The organism is Stenotrophomonas sp. SMYL20 (assembly GCF_036320045.1).
Lineage (GTDB): Bacteria > Pseudomonadota > Gammaproteobacteria > Xanthomonadales > Xanthomonadaceae > Stenotrophomonas > Stenotrophomonas maltophilia_A.
This window is the reverse complement of sequence record NZ_JAWIRT010000008.1, coordinates 83,608-103,061: the sequence shown is the minus strand read 5'-3', so window position 1 is coordinate 103,061 and position 19,454 is coordinate 83,608. Positions and strand designations below refer to the sequence as shown.

The 19,454-nt window shown below is 66.9% G+C and carries 22 protein-coding genes; 10 read left to right on the top strand and 12 right to left on the bottom strand.

Annotation, left to right across the window (positions count from 1 at the left end):
- Positions 1-100: 100 nt before the first annotated feature.
- A complete protein-coding gene (locus V3B48_RS08125) occupies positions 101-676 on the bottom strand; it encodes an Ax21 family protein (RefSeq protein WP_004134798.1) in 576 nt (191 codons plus the stop codon).
- Positions 677-882: 206 nt separating this feature from the next.
- Here V3B48_RS08125 and V3B48_RS08120 point away from each other — a divergent pair, with 206 nt between their 5' ends.
- From V3B48_RS08120 to V3B48_RS08100, 5 genes are all read left to right on the top strand, one after another.
- Positions 883-1,833 carry a DUF2268 domain-containing putative Zn-dependent protease gene (locus V3B48_RS08120; RefSeq protein ID WP_329893500.1) on the top strand — a complete coding sequence of 317 codons (951 nt, stop codon included), beginning with the start codon at positions 883-885 and terminating at the stop codon, positions 1,831-1,833.
- Positions 1,834-2,045: 212 nt separating this feature from the next.
- Positions 2,046-2,318, top strand: coding sequence for a hypothetical protein (locus V3B48_RS08115; RefSeq protein WP_012509703.1), 273 nt, complete (start codon positions 2,046-2,048; stop codon positions 2,316-2,318).
- A 156-nt stretch (positions 2,319-2,474) separates the two neighbouring features.
- Complete coding sequence (locus V3B48_RS08110) at positions 2,475-3,161, top strand: L,D-transpeptidase (RefSeq protein ID WP_032130168.1); 687 nt, start codon at positions 2,475-2,477, stop codon at positions 3,159-3,161.
- Between the two features lie 397 nt (positions 3,162-3,558).
- Positions 3,559-3,822 carry a helix-turn-helix domain-containing protein gene (locus tag V3B48_RS08105; protein WP_049398603.1) on the top strand — a complete coding sequence of 88 codons (264 nt, stop codon included), beginning with the start codon at positions 3,559-3,561 and terminating at the stop codon, positions 3,820-3,822.
- Positions 3,819-5,201 (top strand): HipA domain-containing protein, encoded by a 1,383-nt coding sequence (locus V3B48_RS08100; RefSeq protein ID WP_329893499.1) that lies wholly within the window; start codon positions 3,819-3,821, stop codon positions 5,199-5,201. The genes V3B48_RS08105 and V3B48_RS08100 overlap by 4 nt, the downstream gene beginning before the upstream one ends.
- 36 nt (positions 5,202-5,237) lie before the next feature.
- Here V3B48_RS08100 and V3B48_RS08095 read toward each other — a convergent pair whose 3' ends face one another.
- On the bottom strand, positions 5,238-5,903 hold the full coding sequence (locus tag V3B48_RS08095; RefSeq protein ID WP_329893498.1) for an Ivy family c-type lysozyme inhibitor: 666 nt from the start codon (positions 5,901-5,903) through the stop codon (positions 5,238-5,240).
- A 115-nt stretch (positions 5,904-6,018) separates the two neighbouring features.
- Between V3B48_RS08095 and V3B48_RS08090 the strand changes: the two genes are divergently transcribed.
- Entirely contained in the window at positions 6,019-6,495 is a 477-nt protein-coding gene (locus V3B48_RS08090; protein ID WP_329893497.1) for a nuclear transport factor 2 family protein, read from the top strand.
- Between the two features lie 145 nt (positions 6,496-6,640).
- On the opposite strand, the gene V3B48_RS08085 is transcribed toward V3B48_RS08090, so the two are convergent.
- The 5 genes from V3B48_RS08085 to V3B48_RS08065 form a co-directional block, all read right to left on the bottom strand.
- Positions 6,641-7,666, bottom strand: a complete 1,026-nt coding sequence (locus tag V3B48_RS08085) for an NAD(P)H-dependent glycerol-3-phosphate dehydrogenase (protein ID WP_005407597.1) — start codon at positions 7,664-7,666, stop codon at positions 6,641-6,643.
- A gap of 20 nt (positions 7,667-7,686) precedes the next feature.
- Complete coding sequence (secB, locus tag V3B48_RS08080; protein ID WP_005407596.1) at positions 7,687-8,205, bottom strand: protein-export chaperone SecB; 519 nt, start codon at positions 8,203-8,205, stop codon at positions 7,687-7,689.
- Positions 8,206-8,305: 100 nt separating this feature from the next.
- On the bottom strand, positions 8,306-8,743 hold the full coding sequence (locus V3B48_RS08075; protein ID WP_004134671.1) for a rhodanese-like domain-containing protein: 438 nt from the start codon (positions 8,741-8,743) through the stop codon (positions 8,306-8,308).
- Between the two features lie 57 nt (positions 8,744-8,800).
- Positions 8,801-9,226: a hypothetical protein gene (locus V3B48_RS08070; RefSeq protein ID WP_329893496.1), complete on the bottom strand. Its 426-nt coding sequence runs from the start codon at positions 9,224-9,226 to the stop codon at positions 8,801-8,803.
- A gap of 32 nt (positions 9,227-9,258) precedes the next feature.
- Positions 9,259-9,726, bottom strand: a complete 468-nt coding sequence (locus V3B48_RS08065; RefSeq protein ID WP_005407593.1) for a YiiD C-terminal domain-containing protein — start codon at positions 9,724-9,726, stop codon at positions 9,259-9,261.
- 35 nt (positions 9,727-9,761) lie between these two features.
- Between V3B48_RS08065 and V3B48_RS08060 the strand changes: the two genes are divergently transcribed.
- The 3 genes from V3B48_RS08060 to V3B48_RS08050 all read left to right on the top strand — a co-directional run bounded on the left by V3B48_RS08060 (position 9,762) and on the right by V3B48_RS08050 (position 12,955).
- The gene (locus tag V3B48_RS08060) at positions 9,762-10,571 is read left to right on the top strand and encodes a uroporphyrinogen-III synthase (RefSeq protein WP_049462221.1); all 810 of its coding nucleotides are present in this window, start codon (positions 9,762-9,764) and stop codon (positions 10,569-10,571) included.
- A 104-nt stretch (positions 10,572-10,675) separates the two neighbouring features.
- A complete protein-coding gene (locus V3B48_RS08055) occupies positions 10,676-11,653 on the top strand; it encodes a uroporphyrinogen-III C-methyltransferase (RefSeq protein WP_132808745.1) in 978 nt (325 codons plus the stop codon).
- 6 nt (positions 11,654-11,659) lie between these two features.
- Positions 11,660-12,955 (top strand): heme biosynthesis HemY N-terminal domain-containing protein, encoded by a 1,296-nt coding sequence (locus V3B48_RS08050; RefSeq protein ID WP_032130162.1) that lies wholly within the window; start codon positions 11,660-11,662, stop codon positions 12,953-12,955.
- 220 nt (positions 12,956-13,175) lie between these two features.
- Here the strand turns inward: V3B48_RS08050 and V3B48_RS08045 are convergent, their stop codons facing one another.
- Positions 13,176-14,471, bottom strand: a complete 1,296-nt coding sequence (locus tag V3B48_RS08045; RefSeq protein WP_099551602.1) for an acetyl-CoA C-acetyltransferase — start codon at positions 14,469-14,471, stop codon at positions 13,176-13,178.
- Positions 14,472-14,564: 93 nt separating this feature from the next.
- On the opposite strand from V3B48_RS08045, the gene V3B48_RS08040 reads away from it, so the two are divergent.
- Positions 14,565-15,452, top strand: a complete 888-nt coding sequence (locus V3B48_RS08040; RefSeq protein WP_134950768.1) for a hypothetical protein — start codon at positions 14,565-14,567, stop codon at positions 15,450-15,452.
- A 122-nt stretch (positions 15,453-15,574) separates the two neighbouring features.
- Here the strand turns inward: V3B48_RS08040 and V3B48_RS08035 are convergent, their stop codons facing one another.
- The 4 genes from V3B48_RS08035 to V3B48_RS08020 all read right to left on the bottom strand — a co-directional run bounded on the left by V3B48_RS08035 (position 15,575) and on the right by V3B48_RS08020 (position 19,386).
- On the bottom strand, positions 15,575-16,189 hold the full coding sequence (locus V3B48_RS08035; protein ID WP_032130159.1) for a superoxide dismutase family protein: 615 nt from the start codon (positions 16,187-16,189) through the stop codon (positions 15,575-15,577).
- Positions 16,190-16,220: 31 nt separating this feature from the next.
- Positions 16,221-16,790, bottom strand: a complete 570-nt coding sequence (locus tag V3B48_RS08030; RefSeq protein ID WP_014035519.1) for a superoxide dismutase family protein — start codon at positions 16,788-16,790, stop codon at positions 16,221-16,223.
- Positions 16,791-16,883: 93 nt separating this feature from the next.
- Entirely contained in the window at positions 16,884-18,332 is a 1,449-nt protein-coding gene (gene ntrC, locus V3B48_RS08025) for a nitrogen regulation protein NR(I) (RefSeq protein WP_329893495.1), read from the bottom strand.
- Positions 18,325-19,386 (bottom strand): ATP-binding protein, encoded by a 1,062-nt coding sequence (locus V3B48_RS08020; RefSeq protein ID WP_182267015.1) that lies wholly within the window; start codon positions 19,384-19,386, stop codon positions 18,325-18,327. Before V3B48_RS08020 ends, ntrC begins: the two co-directional genes overlap by 8 nt.
- Positions 19,387-19,454: the final 68 nt, after the last annotated feature.

The window sequence follows — 19,454 nt, the reverse complement described above, 5'->3', positions numbered from 1 at the left end:
CCATAAAAGTGAAGCCCGGCGCGAGGCCGGGCTTCGGTTGGCGTGTGGGAGAGAGAGAGAGTCACACGCCAGCACAACACGCACTAACGACAGGCGTTTGTTACCAGGTGAAGCGCGGGCCCACGAACCACTCGCGGTCGCCGGCCTTGGCCAGCTTCACTTCGCCACTCAGGCCCCAGTTCTGGTTGAACTTGGCGGTGGCGCCGACGCGGCCGTAGAACTCGCCGTCCGGGTTGTAGCCGTGCTTCTTGCTGAAATCTTCGTAGCCGGCCATCACGTAGCCTTCCACGTACGGGTTGAACGCGGTGCGCACGCCCACTTCGGTGGAGTAGCCGTTGAAGTCCAGGCCGCGCTTCTCGTCGTACTTCTGGTACGCAACACGGGCCACCAGGTCGGTGTTCGGTGCGATGCCGTAGTTGTAGCCGACACCCAGGCGCCACTGGTCGACGTCATTCTTGAACTTGTCGGTTTCCTGGGCGCTGTAGTCGCCAAAGACGTGGAAGTTCGGGTGCACCGCAACGGAACCCTTCACCTTCCAGCCATCGGCGTCGCCGCCCTTGGCATCGGTGTTCACGTAGCCGCCTTCAACGTAGTTGTACGACAGGCCATCGGTTGCCGATGCAGCGAACGGCAGAGCAGCCAGAAGACCCAGGGCAAGCAGCGAATTCTTGTTCATCGGGACACACCTTTAATTATTTTGGTTTCGTCGACCGCCTCCCGGGAGGGGGAGAGAGAGGAGGCGGTCGACAGGTGTGAATTATCCGTTAGGGGGTCTAATCAACCCTGAATATTGAACTGACTGGTGTATAAATAAGGTTGGCGTTCAGGGAACTCCGCATGGCATTGCTGTCGGCTTCTTACGCGCATCACGCTCGATGCTTGATGCGGGCACTGATCCTGATCGCCTCGCCGATCGCGCTGCTGCAGGCACAGGCGGCTGAGCGTGTCGGTCCTGCCGGGCACATCGTCGTACAGACAGACGATGTCACGCGCTTCTTCAAGGTGCTGGACGCCAACCATGGGCGCCCAAGTGCCGATGATCTGCAGCACGCCTATCTGGATGCGGGTACGGATGCCCTGCGCAGCTTCACCGACAGCCGTATCGGCTCGATGGAGCGGCTGGCCAGGGCCATCCAGGACAAGCCGGCATTGTTTGCGAAAGCGAGAACCTGCGCGGCCGCATTGCCATCGATCCGCACGCGCGTCGCCGCTGCCGTCGATCAGCTCGGCGCCCTGTTGCCATCTGCGCGCTTTCCTCCGGTCACCGTACTGGTGGGCCGCGGCAACAGTGGTGGCGTTACCACCGAAGCAGGTGTGGTCATCGGACTGGAAGCGCTGTGCAATGCCGACTGGATGCAGGCCGATGCAAGCGACCGCTTCGTGCACCTGATCGCCCATGAGTACGTGCACGTGCAACAGCCCGGCGCACGCGTTGATGTCGAGCAGCCCACCCTGCTCTATCAGACGCTGCTGGAAGGCGGCGCCGAATACGTGGCCGAACGGATCTCCGGGCAACCGGCCAACGCGCATCTGCAGCGTTGGGCGCAGGGTCGCGAGTGTGCGCTGGAGCGCGCGTTCCTGCAGGACAGCATGGGTACCGATCTTTCGAGGTGGCTGTACAACGGCCCCGGCGACGATACGCGCCGCGGAGATCTCGGCTACTGGATCGGCTACCGCATCGCCCATGCCTATGTTGCGCGCGCGCCCGACACGCCCAACGCCATCGCCGAACTGCTGGATGTCCAGCCTGGAAACGCTGCAGCGCTGCTGAAAGCAAGTGGATGGCAGCCTGCGTGCGGAGCAGGCGAAAGCACACAGACGCACATGCCGTGATGCCGGCTTCATGCAGGTGAATGGGTGATATTGAACAGGCACAAGGCGATACGCCGGTGCAGATCAGCTCGCTTGATCCCGCTTGTTAAGGTTCGTTGATTTACAGGCCTTCACAGCCCATCCACGTACTCAAATTCCAGCTGAAAGCGCTTGGTAGCGCCGGGAACAAACGCCGCTATATTCCAGCTTCCCCAGACGAAGGAGGGAGTGGAATGAAACTGACCTCGCAACACATGAAGATGGCCCGTGCACTCAGCGTGGCGCTCATCGCCACCGTGAGCCTTGGCGCTTGCGCCTCTTACAAGAACGAGTTTGCAACGATCAACTCGCGTCTCGACCAGCTCGATGTAAAGGTGCAGGGCGCCGCCCAGAGTGCCGAGTCCGCCAACCAGTCGGCGCAGCAGGCCAACCAGCGTCTGGACCAGATCGAAGGTCGCGTGCAGCAGCTTGAAAGGGCACCAGCGGGCCGCAAGCCGCGCGGCTGATCGCTCCCTCACCGTTTGAACTGATCCACCTCTGTATCGGGAACCAGTGGCCTTCGCCGGCCACTGGCATCCTTCCACCAAGATTGCACTGCAAGGAGCCGTCCCATTCGTACCTCCTCCTCCCCTGCGCGCCGCGCCCTCCATGCCGCACTGGCCATGGCACTGGCCGTTGCGTGCAGCGGCGTAGCCAACGCCAGGGACAAGGACGCACCTGCACCCCCGGTCGCCGCAGTCGATGAACTGCCCGCTGACCAGAGCGTGTCCGAGACGGTGATCGAACTGGCCGGCTGGGTAGTCGCCAGCAAGGACAACCAGGGTTATCCGTTCGCGATCATGGACAAGGCGGCTGCGCAGGTACTGGTCTTCGGCGGAGACGGCAAGCTGCGCGGTGCCGCACCGGCGCTGTTCGGTTCGGCCATCGGCGATCACTCCGCACCCGGCGTTGCCAAGCTCGCGCTGAGTGCGATTCCAGGCCATGACCGCACCACCCCGGCGGGCCGTTTCATTGGTGGCTACGGCCCCTCCGACGATGCCGGTCGCGTGCTGTGGGTGGACTACGATTCCGCCGTTTCGATGCACCCGCTGCCGCCAGGCACTCCGAAAGAGAAGCGCGCCGAACGGCTGGCATCACCTTCGCCGGACGACAACCGCGTTACGCACGGCTGCATCAACGTCACGCCTGCGTTCTACGAGCAGATCGTGCAATCCACGTTCGAGAAGGGCGGCGTGTTCTACATCCTTCCGGACAAGGATTCGATCGCGAAGACGTTCCCGGAGTTCGCGCAGAGCCGGGGCGATGCAAAGGACGAAGACGAGAAGGGCGCGCGGCGCGCGAGCAAGTAACAGACGCTTTGCCTGCGGCCTGTTGACGATGCGAGCCTGCGCTGCAGGCAGAGGTTCCCGGGTGCGCTCCTGGCAGGCCCCACCTGGACCCCACTCATCGCGGACGTCCCACCCTCGTGGCGCTGCCCATATGGACCGGATGAGGCATCGCGCTCTCACGGCGTCAAAGAATCCTTGAGTTCATGAGGATTTTTTGCAGGCTGGACGCCTTTGCAGATAAATCCTTATTTCAATGAGGATTTTCTTGCATCCAGCTCTTTTGCGAAAAAATCCTCAAGATCGAAAGGATTCTAAGGAATCCTGGGTTTTGCGCGAAGAATCCTCACTGCAGTGAGGATTCTATGGTATAGACGATGGGTCGAATCCAGAGCGTCAGGCTCTGCTGGGGGAGTTCCCATTGAAGATCAGACTTGAGAAGGCTGAGGCCTTGGGACCACTGGTGAGAGCCGCCCGCAAGCATCAGGGACTGCGCCAGGATGCAACCGCCGAAGGCATCGGGGTCAGCGAGAATTTCCTGGCCAAGGTCGAACGCGGCGGTACCACGGTGCAATGGGGCAAGTTGTTCACCGTGCTTGACGAGCTGGGGCTGCATGTCGAAATCGACGTGCCGGACGAAGCGATGGCCCTGCTGGCCAAACGTGCCAACGGGAAGGTGCCATGAGCGCCCCCCGTATCGATCTCAAGGACGTCATTACAACGACCGTCCTGTCTGGACTGCACTATCCGCTTCCACCACGCGAACTGCAGGTCAGCATCGACGAAGCGCCGGTGGGCCGCCTGACCGAAGCAGCAAACCTGTGGCGCTTCACCTATGCGCCGGAGTGGCTCGGCAGCGCACATCGGTTTCCACTGGCGCCTGCGTTGCCACTGCAAGACACCGCCATCCTCGATGGCTCCAGCCAACGCCCCGTGCAGTGGTACTTCGACAATCTGCTGCCGGAAGAGCAGCAACGCACGCTGATGGCAACCGATGCCAGGGTGGATGGCGCGGACGCGTTCGCATTGCTGGCCGCCTATGGCGCGGAATCGGCAGGCTCGTTGACGCTGCTGCCTCCAGGCGAGCGCCTGCCACCCGGCGGCAGAAAACCACTGCCCGATGCGGAACTCTCCACGCGTATCCAAGGCCTGCCACGCACGTCGCTTGCGGCGGGTGCCGCCAAGCGCATGTCACTGGCAGGTGCCCAGCACAAGCTGGCAATCATCGAGACAGGGGGAGAACTCTACCAACCTCTGGGCGCCGAGCCCTCGACCCACATCCTCAAGCCTGACAGCACCAGCAGCGGTTATCCCCACAGCGTGGCCAACGAGTGGTTCGTGATGCGCCTTGCACAGCGCATGGGGCTGCAGGTGCCGAAGATCGAGCGCCGCTACGTACCGGAGCCGGTCTTCATCATCGAGCGCTTTGATCGCGAAATCACCGCCGATGCCATCCATCGCCGTCATGCCATCGACGCCTGCCAGCTGCTCAACCTCGACCGGCAGTTCAAGTACACGCTCGGCAGCATCGACACCCTGAAGGTCATCGTCGAGCAATGCAGAAGCAAGCTCAAGACGCGCGTCCGCCTGTTCGACTGGTTGATCTTCAATGTACTCACCGGCAACAACGATGCGCACCTGAAGAACCTGAGCTTCGTGGTCGACAGCAGGGGCATCGAACTGGCCCCCCACTACGACCTGCTGTCCACCGCATGTTACGAGACCCGCGCGTATGCCGACGAGGGCGCACGTTGGCCAGAACGCTCGGAACTGTCGTGGCCCATTCTCGGTGTCGCGCGCTTCCACGACCTTCGTTTCGAGCATCTGGTTTCTGCCGGTGAAGCGCTGGGCCTGGGAAGGCCGGCTGCCACCCGGCAGCTGCGCCATCAGATCGACCGCATCACGAGCGAAGCCCAGGCGCTTTACGCGCTGGTGCTGCAGGAAAACCAGCAATGGTCGACCCGTTTCGACATCGGCCCAACCCTGGAAGGCGAAGTGCATTTCCTGAGAACACTGGTCCACGTGATCATCGCCGACATGGTGAGGCAGCTTTCACCGGCATGATGCGGCCGCCGGAACATCATCCGGCGTCACCACCGATTACTCGCAGGACTCGCCTTCTTCCTTCAGCATCGCTTTGTCCACCGGCTGCTCGCGCTCGATCAGCGCGCGCTGCTCGTCGCTGGGTTCACCCAGCCACCAGATTCTGCAGCGCGCGGTAAGGCGGCCGACCATCTTCGACTGATCGGGCGAGTACAGCATCGCCAATGCGGTGCCGGGGCAGTCGTGGGCCTGGCAGGCGGTGTAGAACCACCATGGCTCGCCCTGCAGCACCATCAGTTCGCCAGGCCCGCTGGGCCCGCTCAACAGGCGTTCGCGCAGCGACGGAATCTCCTTGTCAGCAGATTCGGCCGCGGCTGTGTTCTTCATCAGGGCGTTGAACGCGGCCAGCACCTTCGGGTCCTTGCGGCCGCAGTCGTCCACGGTGTTGCCGCCCACCAGGGTGAAGAAATGCGTCGCCAGCGGGTTGTCCGCACAGGTGAGTTCTCCGCCGGCGCTCGGGTCTTCCGGTTCGCCTTCGTTGTCCCACACCGAGGGGTCTACGCCGTCTTCGATGGACGGCGCCTGCTCGACCACCGTTGCCTTGGCCGCAGGTGCTTCGGTGGTTGGTGCCGGTGCGGTCGGTGCTGCATCCGGCGCTGGTGCCTGTCCGCAGGCGGCCAGCAGTGCGACCGTCAGTGCCATCCCTGTGATTCGAATCTTCATTCCTTGTCCTTGTCTGATCTGCGGTGCATGCCGCCGCGCGGGCGCCTGCGTGATTCTAACCAGCAGCGCGCTAGGATGCGTTCGCACGTTCCCGTCATCGCCTGGAGCCGGACGCATGCACCGCACACGACTCGCCGTGATTTTCTGCAGTGCCCTGCTGCTGGCATCGCCGGCCATCGCCCACGATGCTGAAGGTGCGAAGCCCGCACAGCCTCTTCCTGATGCGGCCCTGCCCGCGACGCTGGACCGCGTACTGCGCGACTACGAGCAGGCCTGGCGCACGGGCGATGCCAGGGCACTGGCTGCGCTGTTCGCCGAGGATGGTTTTGTGCTGCAGAGCAACCAGCTACCGGTGCGTGGGCGCAGCGCGATCGAAGCCGCGTATGCCGGCCAGGGCGGCAGCCCGTTGCGGCTGCGCGCGCTGGCGTACTCGGTGGAGGGCAGCACGGGCTACATCATTGGTGCCTACCGCTACGGCAACAACGTGGGGGACACCGGCAAGTTCACGCTGACGCTGAAGCGCGTGGGCGACGGGCCGTGGTTGATCTTCTCGGACATGGACAACGGCAACGCACCGCCGCGGGCGCGGTGATGGATTCCGCCGGGCATGGCCCGGCGCTACCGGGCGCCAACCAAGGTTGGCTGCTACCAGAAGCGGATTCCGGAGTAGATCCACGCCATGCGTGGATGGGCCACACACATAAAAAAACCCCGGCACGTAGCCGGGGTTTTTCGATTCACTTGAACAGCGTGTCCGGATACTCCGGTTTCTGTTCCCGTGCCAGCAGCGCGCGCAGGCCTTCCTCAGGCGTCTGCTCGCCGTGCAGCACGGCACGCACGCGGTCCGAGATCGGCAGGTCGATGCCATGACGGCGTGCCTGTCGCATCACTTCGTCGGCGGTCTGCACCGACTCGACCACCTGGCCGATTTCGCGCACGGCATCCTGCAGCGTCTGGCCACGGCCCAGGGCCAGGCCCAGGCGGCGGTTGCGCGACAGGTCGCCGGTGCAGGTCAGCACCAGATCGCCCAGGCCCGCCAGGCCCATCAGCGTTTCCGGCTTGGCGCCGATCGCCGCGGCCAGGCGCAGCATCTCGTTGAGGCCACGGGTGATCAGGCCGGCACGGGCGTTGAGGCCCAGCTGCATGCCGTCGGCCACACCGGTAGCCACGGCCAGCACGTTCTTCATCGCGCCGCCCAGCTCGGCACCGACCATGTCGTCGCCGGTGTAGGCGCGGAACGCCGGGCCATGCATCGCCTCGGCCACCGTCTGCGCGAACTCGGGCACGTCGCCGTGCACGGTGATCGCGGTCGGCAGGCCCTGGGTCACTTCCTTGGCGAACGACGGACCGGTGACGACGGCCAGCGGCACGTCCTCACCCAGCACTTCGCGCGCCACTTCATGCAGGAAGCGGCCCGAACCAGGTTCGAAGCCCTTGGTGGCCCAGGCCACGCCGGCACCGGCCGGACGCAGCGGCGCCAGCGCACGCACGGTTTCACCGAAGGCATGCGACGGGGTGACCACCAGGATCCAGGCGGCGCCCTCCACTGCCGACGCCAGGTCGGTGGTGGCACGCAGGCTGTCCGGCAGCGGGATGCCCGGCAGGTAGCGCGGGTTCTCGTGGCGCTGGTCGATGGCCTCGACCACGGCAGCGTCGCGCCCCCACAGCACGGTCGGGTGACCGTGCCGTGCGAGCAGGCTGGCCAGCGCGGTTCCCCAGGAACCGGCGCCAAGCACGGCGATCTTGTCAGCGGTAGTGCTCATCCGTGACGTCGCGGCAGGAATCAGGCGTTGCCAGCCGGCTCGGAGTCAGCCAGCGACGGTGCGTCGCCCTGCTCCTGGCGCTGGCGCAGGGTTTCTGCGTACAGGCCTTCGAAGTTGATCGGCTGCAGGAAGAACGGCGGGAAGCCGCCGGCCTGGATCAGGTCGCTGATCAGCTGACGCACGTACGGGAACAGGATGTTCGGGCACTGCGTGCCGAGCAGCACGTCGATCGACTGCGGGTCCAGGCCGACCAGGCCGAACACGCCGGCCTGCTTCACTTCGGCCACGTAGGCGGTGCGCTCACCGGCCTGGCAGGTCAGGGTCACGGCCAGCACCACTTCGAAGGCGTTCTCGCCCAGGCGCTGCACCTGCTGGTTCAGGTTGAGCTGCAGTTCCGGCTGCACCTGGTCATTGAAGATGGTCGGAGCGTTCGGCGACTCGAAGGAGACGTCCTTGACGTAGATCTTCTCGACGGTGAAAGCAGGGCCGGTAGCGGCATCGACCGGCGCAGCGGCGCCGTTGGTGATCTCTTCGGACATTTCCAGTAACTCCAGGTGAATGCAATGAAAACGATGGTCGAACTACTGCGATGGGGGCGGGATCAGGCCCATACAAGGCCGGATCCGCCACCTGCGGCAATCAGTTGCGGCCCTTGACCAGCGGCAGCTCGGCCTGCTGCCAGGCGGGAATGCCGCCGTCGAGCACGTAGACCTTTTCGAAGCCGGCCTTCTTCAGCGCCTTGGCGGCGGTTTCCGAGGCGTTGCCGCTGCGGCACACCAGCACCACCGGCGACTGCTTGGCGTTGGCCACCAGCTTGTTGTCCGGGCCGAAGGCACTGGCCTGGGCATTGCGGCTGCCGGCAATGTGGCCCTTCTCGAAGTCACCGCTGGCCGACAGGTCGACCACCACCGTGCCACCCGCGTTGATCAGCTGGGTCAGTTCGGCGGGCTTGATGCCCTTGAAGCCCCGGAACAGGCGGCGGATCTCGGTGACGATGATGGCCACGGTCAGGCCGACCAGGGCCGCGGACAGCATCGGGTTTCGGCCTGCAAAGGCCAGCAACTCTTCGTAATTCACTCAGGTCACGGGTCGATTAAGCGGGCGCCGATTGTCGCACAAGCCGGACGCGGCCCGTCACTGCCCCTTCCACAGGTCCGGCAGGCCGGCGGTCTGCCACCAGCGCTTGGCCTCGGCATCCCAGCGCCAGCGCTCGACCACCACCACGGTGCGTTCGGCCTGGGTGTTCTGGTTGATCACCCCGATTTCGACCCGGCGCTCGACCAGGCCCCCGTCCAGCGCGGCGCTGCTGCGCTCGCGGTAGGACGACACGCGCAGCTGCGCGTAGCGGTTGAGCTCGAACTCGGTGGGCGGCTTTTCCTTGCGCAGCTTGGGGTCCAGATAGCCGATGGCATCGTCCATGCTGCCCCAGCGGATGGTGGCGCCGTAGGCGATCTGGGTCTCTTCCAGCAGCTTGCGCTGCTTGCGGCTCAGGTTGTCTGCCGAAGCCACGGCGCTGGCCAGCAGCAGGGAACACATCAGGAACTGGATGAGGCGGCGCATCGGTGGTTTCCCCAGAACGTCAGCCTGCCATCCTACCCTTTGGCGAAGGCAACGAAGCGACCGCTGAACTCGGCGGCGGGCTTGCCATCGGCACCGGGCTGGGTGGCGATGATGCTGATGCGGGCCTTGCGGCGCTGGCGGAAGGTGTTCAGGAAGGCATCCCAGCCAGTGGCCTCGGCCGCTTCGGCATGGGCGTGCAGGTCTTCGTAGACCGGTGCCAGGTAGCGCAGGTTGCTGTCGGCCACGTAGACCTCGGCATCGTGGCCGGCCAGGCGCAGGCGCAGGCTGACCAGTGCCCAGCCGGACAGGGTCAGCACCGAGGCCAGGCTGCCACCGAAGGCGTTGCCCTTGTCATTGACGTTGGCGGCCAGCGGCGCGGTGATGCGCAGCACGCCATCGGCATAGCCGTCGAGCTGGATCTGCATGGCGCGGACCGCCGGCATGCAGTCAAGCACGTCCTGCAGGGCGGCCAGCGAGGAAGTCAGAGCATCAACGGACATCGGAGCAGGGACCACGACAACGAAGGGCCCGCATAATGCAGGCAATGGCCGACCATACGATACCCACTGGCGCCGCCGGTTCCGAACCGGGCTGGACCTTCATTTCGCTGCGACCGCAGGGCCAGAATTCCGCGCTGCGCCGCGCCGTTGCTGGGCTGGGCGGGCATGTGCTGGCCCTGCCACCCTGGCGCCTGCAGCGCCTGAACGGCACGCCAGTGGTGCACCAGCTGCAACGCGCGCTGAACTGCGATCGGGTGGTGTTCACCAGCCCGGCCGCCGTTACCGCAGCCGCCACCCTGTTGCCACTGGCCGAGGCGCAACGCAGCCCGTGGCTGACCGTGGGCGAAGGCACCGCGCGCGCGCTGCGGGCGCAGGGCGTCGCCGAGGTGCATGCGCCGCAGCGGATGGACAGCGAGGGCCTGCTGGCGCTGCCGGTACTGGCGGACGTACGCGGCCTGCGCATCGGGCTGGTGACCGCCCCCGGCGGGCGCGGCCTGATTGCTGCGCAACTGCAGGCGGCCGGCGGCAGCATCGAGCGCGCCGATGTCTATCAGCGTCGCCTGCTGCGCCTGTCGCCACGCACGCTGGCTCGATTGGCGCATTCAGCGTATCCGTGGGTGCTGGCGGTCAGCAGTGGTGAGGCGTTGCTGCATTTCTGGCAGCAGCTTCCGCCGGCATTGCAGCAACGCTGTCAGGCACATGCCACCGCCGTCGTGGCCAGCGAACGGCTGGGCGAACAGGCGCACGCATTGGGGCTGCAGCGCGTGGTGCGCGCGGCCGGGCCCACCACCGCGCAGCTGGTGGCGGCTGCACACGCCACGCTCACCGTCCCGGCAGCGAACTGAACAGGGACGTGGGTCACGCTTGCCGCTGTGGTCGGCAACAGTGATGCTGTGCACAACGCGGCCTGCCGGAACCTGACCGGCGACGGTGCCGACAAGGAAGCCCCATGAACGAGACTCCGCCCGTTTCCCCGCCCCGTCGACCCGTGCGCTGGCTGCTGCCGCTGGCCGGGGTGGTCGTGCTTGGCGTGGGCGGCTATGCCGGCTGGTACGTCTGGCAGCAGCAACAAAACGAACAGGAAGCGCAGGCGCAGACCACGGCCGTACAGCTGCAGGGCCTGCAGGCGACGCTGGATGCATTGCGCCGCGACCAGCGCGCAACCAGCCAGCGCCTGCAGGATGCGGCGACCACCAACCGCGTGCTGCGCGACGAGATGCTGGGCCTTTCCCAGCGCAGTGCGCTGCTGGAAGAGAACCTGGCCAAGCTGGCCGACAGCGCCAACCAGGGCCGTCAGGCGGTACAGCGCGATGAGGCCGAACTGCTGCTGACCCAGGCGGCGCAGCGCCTGAACTACGCCGACGACGTGGAAGGCGCACGCCGCCTGTATGCACAGGCCGCCACCGCGCTGGCCGATCTGCCCGACAGCGACGGCCTGAACCTGCGCCAGGCCCTGGTACAGGAACGCGATGCACTGGATGCGCTGGGCACCGGCCCGCGCGTGCAATCGCTGCAGCGGTTGGATGCCCTGGCCAAGGCCCTGCAGGGCCTGCCCTCGCAGGTGACGGGTGGCACCGCGCCCGGCGCCGGCAAGCCCTGGTGGCAGGCCACGCTGGCACCGTTCGTGGATATCACCCCGAGCCGCCAGAATGGCCCGCTGACCGCCGCCGAACGCCGCAATGCCGACGATGCGCTGCAGCTGGAACTGACCCTGGCGCGTGCCGCAATCGAACGTGGCGACCGCACCGGTCGCGATACCGCGTTGGCGCGCGTGGAACACTGGGCACAGCGGCGTTGGCCGGATTCACCGGCCCTGCGCGCGCAACGTGCTGAACTGAAGGCCTTGCGCGAGCTTCCGCTGCAGGCCAGCAACAGCGTTCTTGGAAGCACCCTGCAGCAACTGCGCACCCAGACCGACCGGAGGTAATCCCCCATGAAACCCCTGCAATCCCTGGTCGTGCTGTTGCTGGCCGTGGCCATCGGCGTGGTGGCCGCGCAATGGCTCGGCGCCGATGACCTCAACCGCTTCGGCGAAGTGACCCTGCGCTACGGCGGCTACGACTACCACAGCAACCTGCCCAAGGTGGCACTGCTGTCGGTGATCGCGGTGCTGGTGCTGTGGCTGCTGTGGAGCCTGATCGCAGCACCGTTCCGCGCCTGGGGCCGCTACCGCCGCAAGCAGGGCCGGGTGCGCCTGATCGACGGCCTGCAGGCCTATGAGCACGGTCAGTGGCAGCGTGCCGAAAAGCTGCTGGACGGTGCCGCCAAGGATCCGGAAGTGAGCGCGGTGGCGCTGGCCAACGCCGTGCGCAGTGCGCAGGCACGTGCCGACGGCCCCGCCGGTGAAGCCCTGCTGCAGCGCCTGGGCGAGAGCGATGCCACCCTGCAGGCGCTTCTGCGCGCCGAACAGCTGCTGGCGCGCGATCTGCCGGTGGATGCGATCAACGCGTTGGATGTGGCGACGATCCAGCCGCTGCCGCCGCGCGGCCTGTGGCTGCGTACCGAAGCGCTGGCACAGGCCGGCCGCGCCCACGAGGCGTATGGCCAGCTGGGTGCACTGCGCCAGAGCAAGGTGCTGCCGGCCGACGCCAACAGCGAACTGGAAGCACGCCTGGCCGCACAGGCACTACTGGAAGCGGCCGACGTCAATGCGCTGGCCGCGCAGTGGGAAGCCACGCCGAAGGCGCTGCGCCCGACCCCGGATGTGGTCGGTGCGTATGCCAGCCGTGCGGTTGCGTTGAACTGGGACGAACCGGCGCTGCTGGCGTTGGAACAGGCACTGGACCAGCGTTGGGATGACGAACTGGTGGCGCTGTATGGCCGCCTGCCGGCCGAGCGCCTGGCCACGCGTCAGGCCAACCTCGCGCGCTGGCGCAACGTGCACGACAGCTCGGCTGCGCTGCGCCTGGCACAGGGCCGCGTGGCCCTGGCCCAGCAGCAGTGGGATGCCGCCGATGCGTTCCTGCACGAGGCCATCGCCGCGGGCGCCGGTGCCCCGGCGTGGGAGGCACTGGGTGAGCTGTTCGCACAGCGTGGCGAGCACGCGCTGGCCGCGCAGTGCCTGGCCAATGCGCTGCGACTGCAGCGTGGCGAGGACAGCGTGGAACTGGTGCGCGGCACCGAAGCGCCGCTGCGTGCCACTGTGGAGGAGCAGCCGGTTACGGTGCAGCCGCCGGTGTATGACGCCAACGAAGAGCGCGACGAATTCGGCAATCCACGGTTGCCGTGAAGCGTGCCGACCAACGGTCGGCACCCACCGGAGCAGAAAAAACGCCGCCCATTGGGCGGCGTTTTCATCTGTGGAACCCGGTAGTCGCCAACCTTGGTTGGCGCTCTGACATCTTCCGAACGATGACATCGCATGGCCGACCAAGGTCGGCATCTACCAAAGCAGATCCAGCGCGCATTCCCGGTAGTCGCCAACCTTGGTTGGCGCGCGGTCGCAGCGATCAGCGCTCGACGATCGCCACTACGCCCATGCCGCCGGCGGTGCAGATCGACACCAGCGCGCGGCCACCGCCGCGTTCGGCCAGCTGCTTGGCTGCGGTGGCGATGACGCGTGCGCCAGTCGCCGCGAACGGGTGGCCGGTGGCCAGCGACGAGCCCAGCAGGTTGATCTTGTCCGGGTCGATGCGACCCAGCGGTGCATCCAGGCCCAGGCGATTGCGGCAGTAATCCTCGCTCTCCCACGCACGCAGGGTGCACAGCACCTGCGCGGCAAAAGCTTCGTGGATCTCGTAGATGTCGAAGTCCTGCAGGGTCAGGCCGTTGCGCTTGAGCATCTCCGGCACGGCCACGGTCGGCGCCATCAGCAGGCCTTCGCCATGCACGAAGTCCACCGCCGAGACGTGCGCGTCACGCAGATAGGCCTGCGGCTCATGGCCGTGGGCACGCGCCCACTCTTCGCTGGCCAGCAGCACGGCGGCGGCGCCGTCGGTCAGCGGCGTGGAGTTGGCGGCGGTGAGCGTGCCGCGGCCGGAGACCTTGTCGAACGCCGGCTTCAGCGTGGCCAGCTTCTCCAGCGAAGTATCAGGGCGCAGGATGTTGTCACGCTCGACACCACGGAACGGTGCGATCAGGTCGTTGAAGAAACCGCGCTCATAGGCAGCAGCCAGCTTCTTGTGCGACGACACCGCCCACTCGTCCTGCGAGTCACGCGAGATGTTCCATTCCTTGGCCATGTCCTCGCAGTGGTCACCCATGCTCTTGCCGGTGCGCGGCTCGGCCACGCCCGGGAACTCGGGCTTGAGCTCGGAGAACTTGAAGCCAGCGGTCAGCGCGCGGATCTTGTCGCCAGTGCTCTTGGCACGGTTGGCGGCCAGCAGGCGCGCACGCAGCTTCTTGCCGTAGACGATCGGCACGTCGGAGGTTGTGTCCGAACCGCCACCGATACCCGATTCGATCTGGCCCAGCGCGATCTTGTTGGCAACCGTGATGATGCTGTCCAGCGAGGTGCCGCAGGCACGCTGCAGGGTGATGCCCGGGGTCAACGGCGACAGGCCGGAGGACAGCGTGGCTTCGCGGCCCAGGTTCCAGTCGCTGGAGTGCTTGATCACCGCACCCATCGCCACTTCACCCAGCTGCTGGCCATGCAGGCCGAAACGTTCGACCAGCGCGCCCAGCGTACGGACCGACATGCCGAGGTTGCCGACATCCGAATACGCGGTGTTCTGGCGGCAGAACGGAATGCGGACGCCACCGAGGATGGCGACGGGACGAGCGTTGGGCATGGAGATACCTGGCATGGATGAGGGTGTCTGCAACATGGCCTGCACGACGGAGCAGGCATAATGGAGCCAAGTGTAGCTGCCGCCCTGTGATGGGCCAACCGTGGAACCATGAGCAAACCCGACCCCGCGATGAATGCCCTTGGCGTGCTGGCCCTGGAACTGGCCGGCGGCGAAATCCCCCGCCAGGCGGTGCTCAGCGCCGAACAGGCCGGTGAACTGGCCGATCGCGTCGGCCGCGACCTGTCCAAGCTGGTGCCGCAGGTGGCCGAGCTGGACCTGGTGTTCGCCGCCGCCCATTTCGACCCGGCCGAAGTACTGCGTCCGGGCTGGCCGATCCATCGCCGCCTGGAAGAACTGCAGATGCGTGCGCCGGGCCGTAACCAGGGCCCGCGCCTGCTGGCGTTCGGTACCGACGCCACTGGTGATGTGCCGCTGCCGTTCCAGGCCGATGCCAGCCTGGTGGGCGGTGGCCTGCGCGTGGTGCCGTTCCTGCTGACCGGCAGCGACGTGGCGACGACCAATGCAGTGGCCGAGGCGCTGGAAGACACGCTGCTGGCCAACGGCATGGCGCATGCCGATACCGCGTTGATGGCGCAGAACACCTTCGGTGCCCGCATCGAGCATGCGCGCTATTTCACCGTGAATGATCTGGCCGCGATGATGTCGATGCAGTACGACAATCAAGGCCTGGCCGCGCTGTGGCCGCTGATCGAGACCGCGATCATGGCGCCGGGCGAGGACGAGTGGCTCAATGCCGCGCCCGAGCCGCTGCTGCGCTATACCCATGGCGAGGCACGCATGGCGCTGTTCGATCCGGCCGGCTGGTGCGCGCACTACAACCACGGCAAGAACGACTGTGACCGCCTGAAGGGCATCTACGAGCAGTTCCTGATGCGCCAGCGGCAGATGGCCGCGGTGCTGGAAGCGCACGGCGTGCCGGTGCTGTTCGTGCACTGCGAAGCCGGCCAGGACGCGCGCGCACTGCTGGCGCGCTGATGCGGGTGGCCTGATGGTAATGCCAGCCGCTGGCCGGCAACCTCCGGATCTGCGATTGCCGGCCAGCGGCCGGCACTACCGATAAAGAAAAACGCCGGCTTGCGCCGGCGTTTTCTGATGACTTACTGCGCCTTCTGGATCACCGCACACGCCAGGCGCGCACCGGCGTTGCCGGTCGGCTGGGTCTTGTAGTCATCCGCATCGGCGTGGACGATCAGGCCGCGGCCGATGATGTCGAAGTCATCGCCCTTGCCGATGTTGACGTTGCTCGACACCGGGCCGTCGATGGTGGCCACGCCCTTGTCGTCGGCCTTGATGTTGGGCATGTCGCCACCGTGGTGCGGATCGGCGGACACGCTGCCGTGATCCTGCTTGCCCGGGTTGAAGTGGCCACCGGCGCTCATGCCGTCCGGCGCGCTGCAGTCGCCCTTCTCGTGGATGTGGAAGCCGTGCTCGCTGCCCGGCTTCAGGCCGCTGATCTGGCCGGTCACGTGGACCTTGCCGTCAACCACCTTGAAGGTGACGCTGCCCTTGGTCTCGTTGCCCTGGGTCGGCGCCAGCTCGGCCGTGGCCGAGGCATCGGCAGCCGGTGCAGGTGCTGCGGCCGGTTCGGCGGTGGTGCCGTCGGCCGGAGCGGCCGGCGCGGTTTCAGCCTGCGGCGCGGCCGGCTGCTGGTTGCAGGCCGCCAGGCCCAGTGCAGCAATGGCTGCGAACAGCGAAGTGTGGATCAAACGCATGGAATCTCTCCCTGGATGATGCCTGCAGTGATCAGCGGACAACCCGGATCACGCCACAGGCGATGCGGACGCCGGCATTGCCGGCGGGCTGGCTGCGATAGTCGTCGGCGTTGGCATGCACGACCAGTGCACGTCCGGCGATATCGGTGGCGGCGCCTCCGCCAAGGGTAACGCCCTTGAGGTGGATATCGACGTTGGCGCGGCCCTGGGCGTCGGCACGCAGATTGTCCATGTCGCCCAGGTGGTGCTTGCCGGTGCCGGCGCGGCCATGCGCAGCGCCACCGGGATTGAAGTGATTGCCGGCACTGCTGGCATCCACCGCGCTGCAGTCACCGCGCTCGTGGATGTGGAAACCGGCCTGCTGCATCGGCTGCAGGCCACCGATCAGGCCGGTGATGTGGATGCCACCGGGCTCCACCATCAGCGCGATGCGGCCACTGACGATGCTGGCCGAGGCCGGCGACAGATTGGCCTCGGCCTGCTTGGCGGCGCTGACCACGGTCGGCGGTGGCGGGGTGGGTTCGGCCTTCTTCGGTGCACTGCCACAGGCAGACAGCAGCACGGCGGCGGACAACGGCAGGATGGCAAAGGACAGACGCATCGAAGACTCCTTGCAGGTGACACTACGGACGGCATCGTCCATGAACGATCAACGGTTCGGCAAGCGGGCGCGAGGATCGCGTGCAGGGACCGTTCAATGGCCCCCGCGACGGCGCCCGGCGCCCAGCTTGCGGGTAAGGGTATTGCGGCCAAGGCCCAGGCGGGCCGCGGCTTCGGCGCGGCGGCCGTGGGTGATCTGCAGCGCGGCCTCCAGCAGGGCATGGTCGACCCGCTCTCGCACCTGCGCGTGCAGCCCTTCCACGCCTTCGGCCAGCTGACGGCGTGCCCATTCGGCCAGCAGTGCCTCCCACTGCCCCGGATCGGCGTTGGTGGTGCTGCTGCGACGACCGCGCGTACGGTTGAGCGCGGTATCGACGTCGGCCACGCCAATGGTGTCAGCGGCGGCCAGCGCCGCCATCCGCCAGCACACGTTTTCCAGTTCGCGCACGTTGCCCGGCCAGTCGTGTTCGCGCAGCGCCTGCAGTGCGGCAGCGGTCAGGCGCTTCGGCGGCGTATCCAGCTTGCGTGCGGCGGCGCCCAGGAACGTACTTGCCAGTTGTGCGATGTCCTCGCGACGCTCGCGCAGCGGTGGCAGCTGCAGGCGCACCACGTCCAGGCGATGCAGCAGATCGGCACGGAACTTCCCCTGCGCGACCAGTCCTTCCAGATCCTGGTGGGTGGCGGCAATCACCCGCACGTCGACGCGGATCAACTCGCGGCCACCGACGCGGAAGAACTCGCCCTGTGCCAGCACGCGCAGCAGGCGGGTCTGCAGCGGCAACGGCATGTCGCCGATCTCATCCAGGAACAGGGTGCCGCCGTTGGCCTGCTCGAAGCGACCGGTATGGCGACGCTGGGCACCGGTGAAGGCGCCGGCTTCGTGGCCGAACAACTCGCTTTCCAGCAGCTCGGACGGGATTGCAGCAGTATTGAGCGCGACGAACGGCCCCTGCGCGCGGGGCGATTCGCGATGCAGCGCATTGGCCACCAGCTCCTTGCCGGTGCCGGTTTCGCCGGTGATCAGCACCGCCAGCGGCGCCTGCGCCAGGCGGCCGATGGCACGGAACAGCGCACGCATCGGCGGGGTATCGCCCACCAGTTGCGGCGGCTGGTCGCCATGCGCTTCCGCCGCAGGTGTGGGCGCCGCCAGTGCCGGTGCAACGGCCGGCAGCACACGCTGCGCCAGCGCCACGGCGTCGTCCAGATCGAACGGCTTGGACAGGAATTCATGCGCGCCACCGCGGAACGCACCGGCCGTGCTGGCCACGTCGGTGTAGGCCGACATCACCACCACCGGCAGCTGCGGCAGCGCGGCCTTGAGCTTGTCCAACAGCACCAGGCCATCGTCACCCGGCATGCGCACATCGGTGAACAGCAGCGCCGGCGGCGGGCCTTCGCTCAACGCCTGCAGGGCGGGGGCGGCGCTGTCGAAATCGACGACCTGGTAGCCCGCCTCGCGCAGCGCGGTGCACAGCACGAAACGCACGGCCCGATCGTCATCGACCACCCAGATGCGCTGCGGGGACGAAAAAGACTCAGACATCGCGCGGGGCCTCCTCGGCCGGGGCGCCGCCGTTGCCGATCGGCAGCAGCAGGGTGAACACGGTATGGCCCGGGCGCGAGCGGTAGGTCAGCGTACCGCGGTGTTCGCGCGCGACCTGCTGCGCCAGCGCCAGGCCCAGGCCAGTGCCTTCGGCGCGGCCACTGACCAGGGGCAGGAACAGGTGCTCGGCCAGCTCCTCGGGCACGCCACGGCCGTCGTCGGCGATTTCCAGGCGCAGCGCCAGCGTGTGCAGCTGCTCGGCGATGCGCACGCCATGCTCCACGCGGGTGCGCAGGGTAATGCTGCCGGCGCCGGCCTGGATCGCGTTGCGCACCAGGTTCCACACCGCCTGGGTGAGGCGGTCGGCGTCGCCGTGGAATTCGGGAATGCTGGGGTCGTAGTCGCGCTGCAGGCGTACCGCCCAGCCGGCCTCGTTCTCGGCCAGGCGCAGCACGCGTTCCAGCGCGGCGTGGATGTTCAGCTCGGCATGCGGTGCAGCCGGGGCCGGCGACAGCAGCTGGTCGAGCAGGCCGTTGAGGCGCTCGATCTCGGACCCGATCAATTCGATCAGCTCACGTTCGCTGGCATCGCGTTGGGCCGCGCGGCGGGCCAGCAGCTGGGCCGCGCCCTTCAACCCGGCCAGCGGATTACGAAGCTCGTGGGCCAGTCCCTTCAGCGCCGCGCTGAGCGCGCTGGGCAGGGCCTGGGTCGGGTCAAGCCCGGGGAATTCATCGACCGGATGCGCCTCCAGCAGCCAGCCGCCATCATCGCGGCGGCTCATCCAGCCCTCGGCGAAGCGCGGGGCCTCGCCGGGCACCGCCAGCGCCAACCGGTTCAGGCGCAGGCTGTCGCGCTCATCGCGGGCCAGGAAATGAGCCAGGGCTTCGCCCTGCACTTCCAGTGCAGCCAGCGGCCGCCCCAGCAGGCGCCGGACGCTGACGCCCAGCCAGCGGGCGAAGGCCGGATTGCAGCCGGCAATGCAGCCATCGGCCCCGGCCCAGGCCAACGGCGTGCCCAGGGCATCGAGGGACGGTGGGGGTGCGGGGTCGGACATTGCACCAATGTAGTGCAAAACGCGGGTCCGGGGTCGGATCCCTTTCCGTCAGGAAAGGGCCCTGACCA

Excerpts from the sequence above, each read along its gene's own strand:
- V3B48_RS08050 (WP_032130162.1), top strand. The coding sequence starts at position 11,660 with ATGAAACCCCTGCAATCCCTGGTCGTGCTGTTGCTGGCCGTGGCCATC.
- V3B48_RS08040 (WP_134950768.1), top strand. The coding sequence starts at position 14,565 with ATGAGCAAACCCGACCCCGCGATGAATGCCCTTGGCGTGCTGGCCCTG.
- V3B48_RS08020 (WP_182267015.1), bottom strand. The coding sequence starts at position 19,386 with ATGTCCGACCCCGCACCCCCACCGTCCCTCGATGCCCTGGGCACGCCG.
- ntrC (WP_329893495.1), bottom strand. The coding sequence starts at position 18,332 with ATGTCTGAGTCTTTTTCGTCCCCGCAGCGCATCTGGGTGGTCGATGAC.
- V3B48_RS08090 (WP_329893497.1), top strand. The coding sequence starts at position 6,019 with ATGCACCGCACACGACTCGCCGTGATTTTCTGCAGTGCCCTGCTGCTG.
- V3B48_RS08100 (WP_329893499.1), top strand. The coding sequence starts at position 3,819 with ATGAGCGCCCCCCGTATCGATCTCAAGGACGTCATTACAACGACCGTC.
- V3B48_RS08095 (WP_329893498.1), bottom strand. The coding sequence starts at position 5,903 with ATGAAGATTCGAATCACAGGGATGGCACTGACGGTCGCACTGCTGGCC.
- V3B48_RS08055 (WP_132808745.1), top strand. The coding sequence starts at position 10,676 with ATGAACGAGACTCCGCCCGTTTCCCCGCCCCGTCGACCCGTGCGCTGG.
- V3B48_RS08060 (WP_049462221.1), top strand. The coding sequence starts at position 9,762 with ATGCAGGCAATGGCCGACCATACGATACCCACTGGCGCCGCCGGTTCC.
- V3B48_RS08030 (WP_014035519.1), bottom strand. The coding sequence starts at position 16,790 with ATGCGTCTGTCCTTTGCCATCCTGCCGTTGTCCGCCGCCGTGCTGCTG.
- V3B48_RS08045 (WP_099551602.1), bottom strand. The coding sequence starts at position 14,471 with ATGCCAGGTATCTCCATGCCCAACGCTCGTCCCGTCGCCATCCTCGGT.
- V3B48_RS08070 (WP_329893496.1), bottom strand. The coding sequence starts at position 9,226 with ATGCGCCGCCTCATCCAGTTCCTGATGTGTTCCCTGCTGCTGGCCAGC.
- V3B48_RS08065 (WP_005407593.1), bottom strand. The coding sequence starts at position 9,726 with ATGTCCGTTGATGCTCTGACTTCCTCGCTGGCCGCCCTGCAGGACGTG.
- V3B48_RS08125 (WP_004134798.1), bottom strand. The coding sequence starts at position 676 with ATGAACAAGAATTCGCTGCTTGCCCTGGGTCTTCTGGCTGCTCTGCCG.
- V3B48_RS08110 (WP_032130168.1), top strand. The coding sequence starts at position 2,475 with ATGGCACTGGCCGTTGCGTGCAGCGGCGTAGCCAACGCCAGGGACAAG.
- V3B48_RS08085 (WP_005407597.1), bottom strand. The coding sequence starts at position 7,666 with ATGAGCACTACCGCTGACAAGATCGCCGTGCTTGGCGCCGGTTCCTGG.
- secB (WP_005407596.1), bottom strand. The coding sequence starts at position 8,205 with ATGTCCGAAGAGATCACCAACGGCGCCGCTGCGCCGGTCGATGCCGCT.
- V3B48_RS08035 (WP_032130159.1), bottom strand. The coding sequence starts at position 16,189 with ATGCGTTTGATCCACACTTCGCTGTTCGCAGCCATTGCTGCACTGGGC.
- V3B48_RS08115 (WP_012509703.1), top strand. The coding sequence starts at position 2,046 with ATGAAACTGACCTCGCAACACATGAAGATGGCCCGTGCACTCAGCGTG.
- V3B48_RS08120 (WP_329893500.1), top strand. The coding sequence starts at position 883 with ATGCGGGCACTGATCCTGATCGCCTCGCCGATCGCGCTGCTGCAGGCA.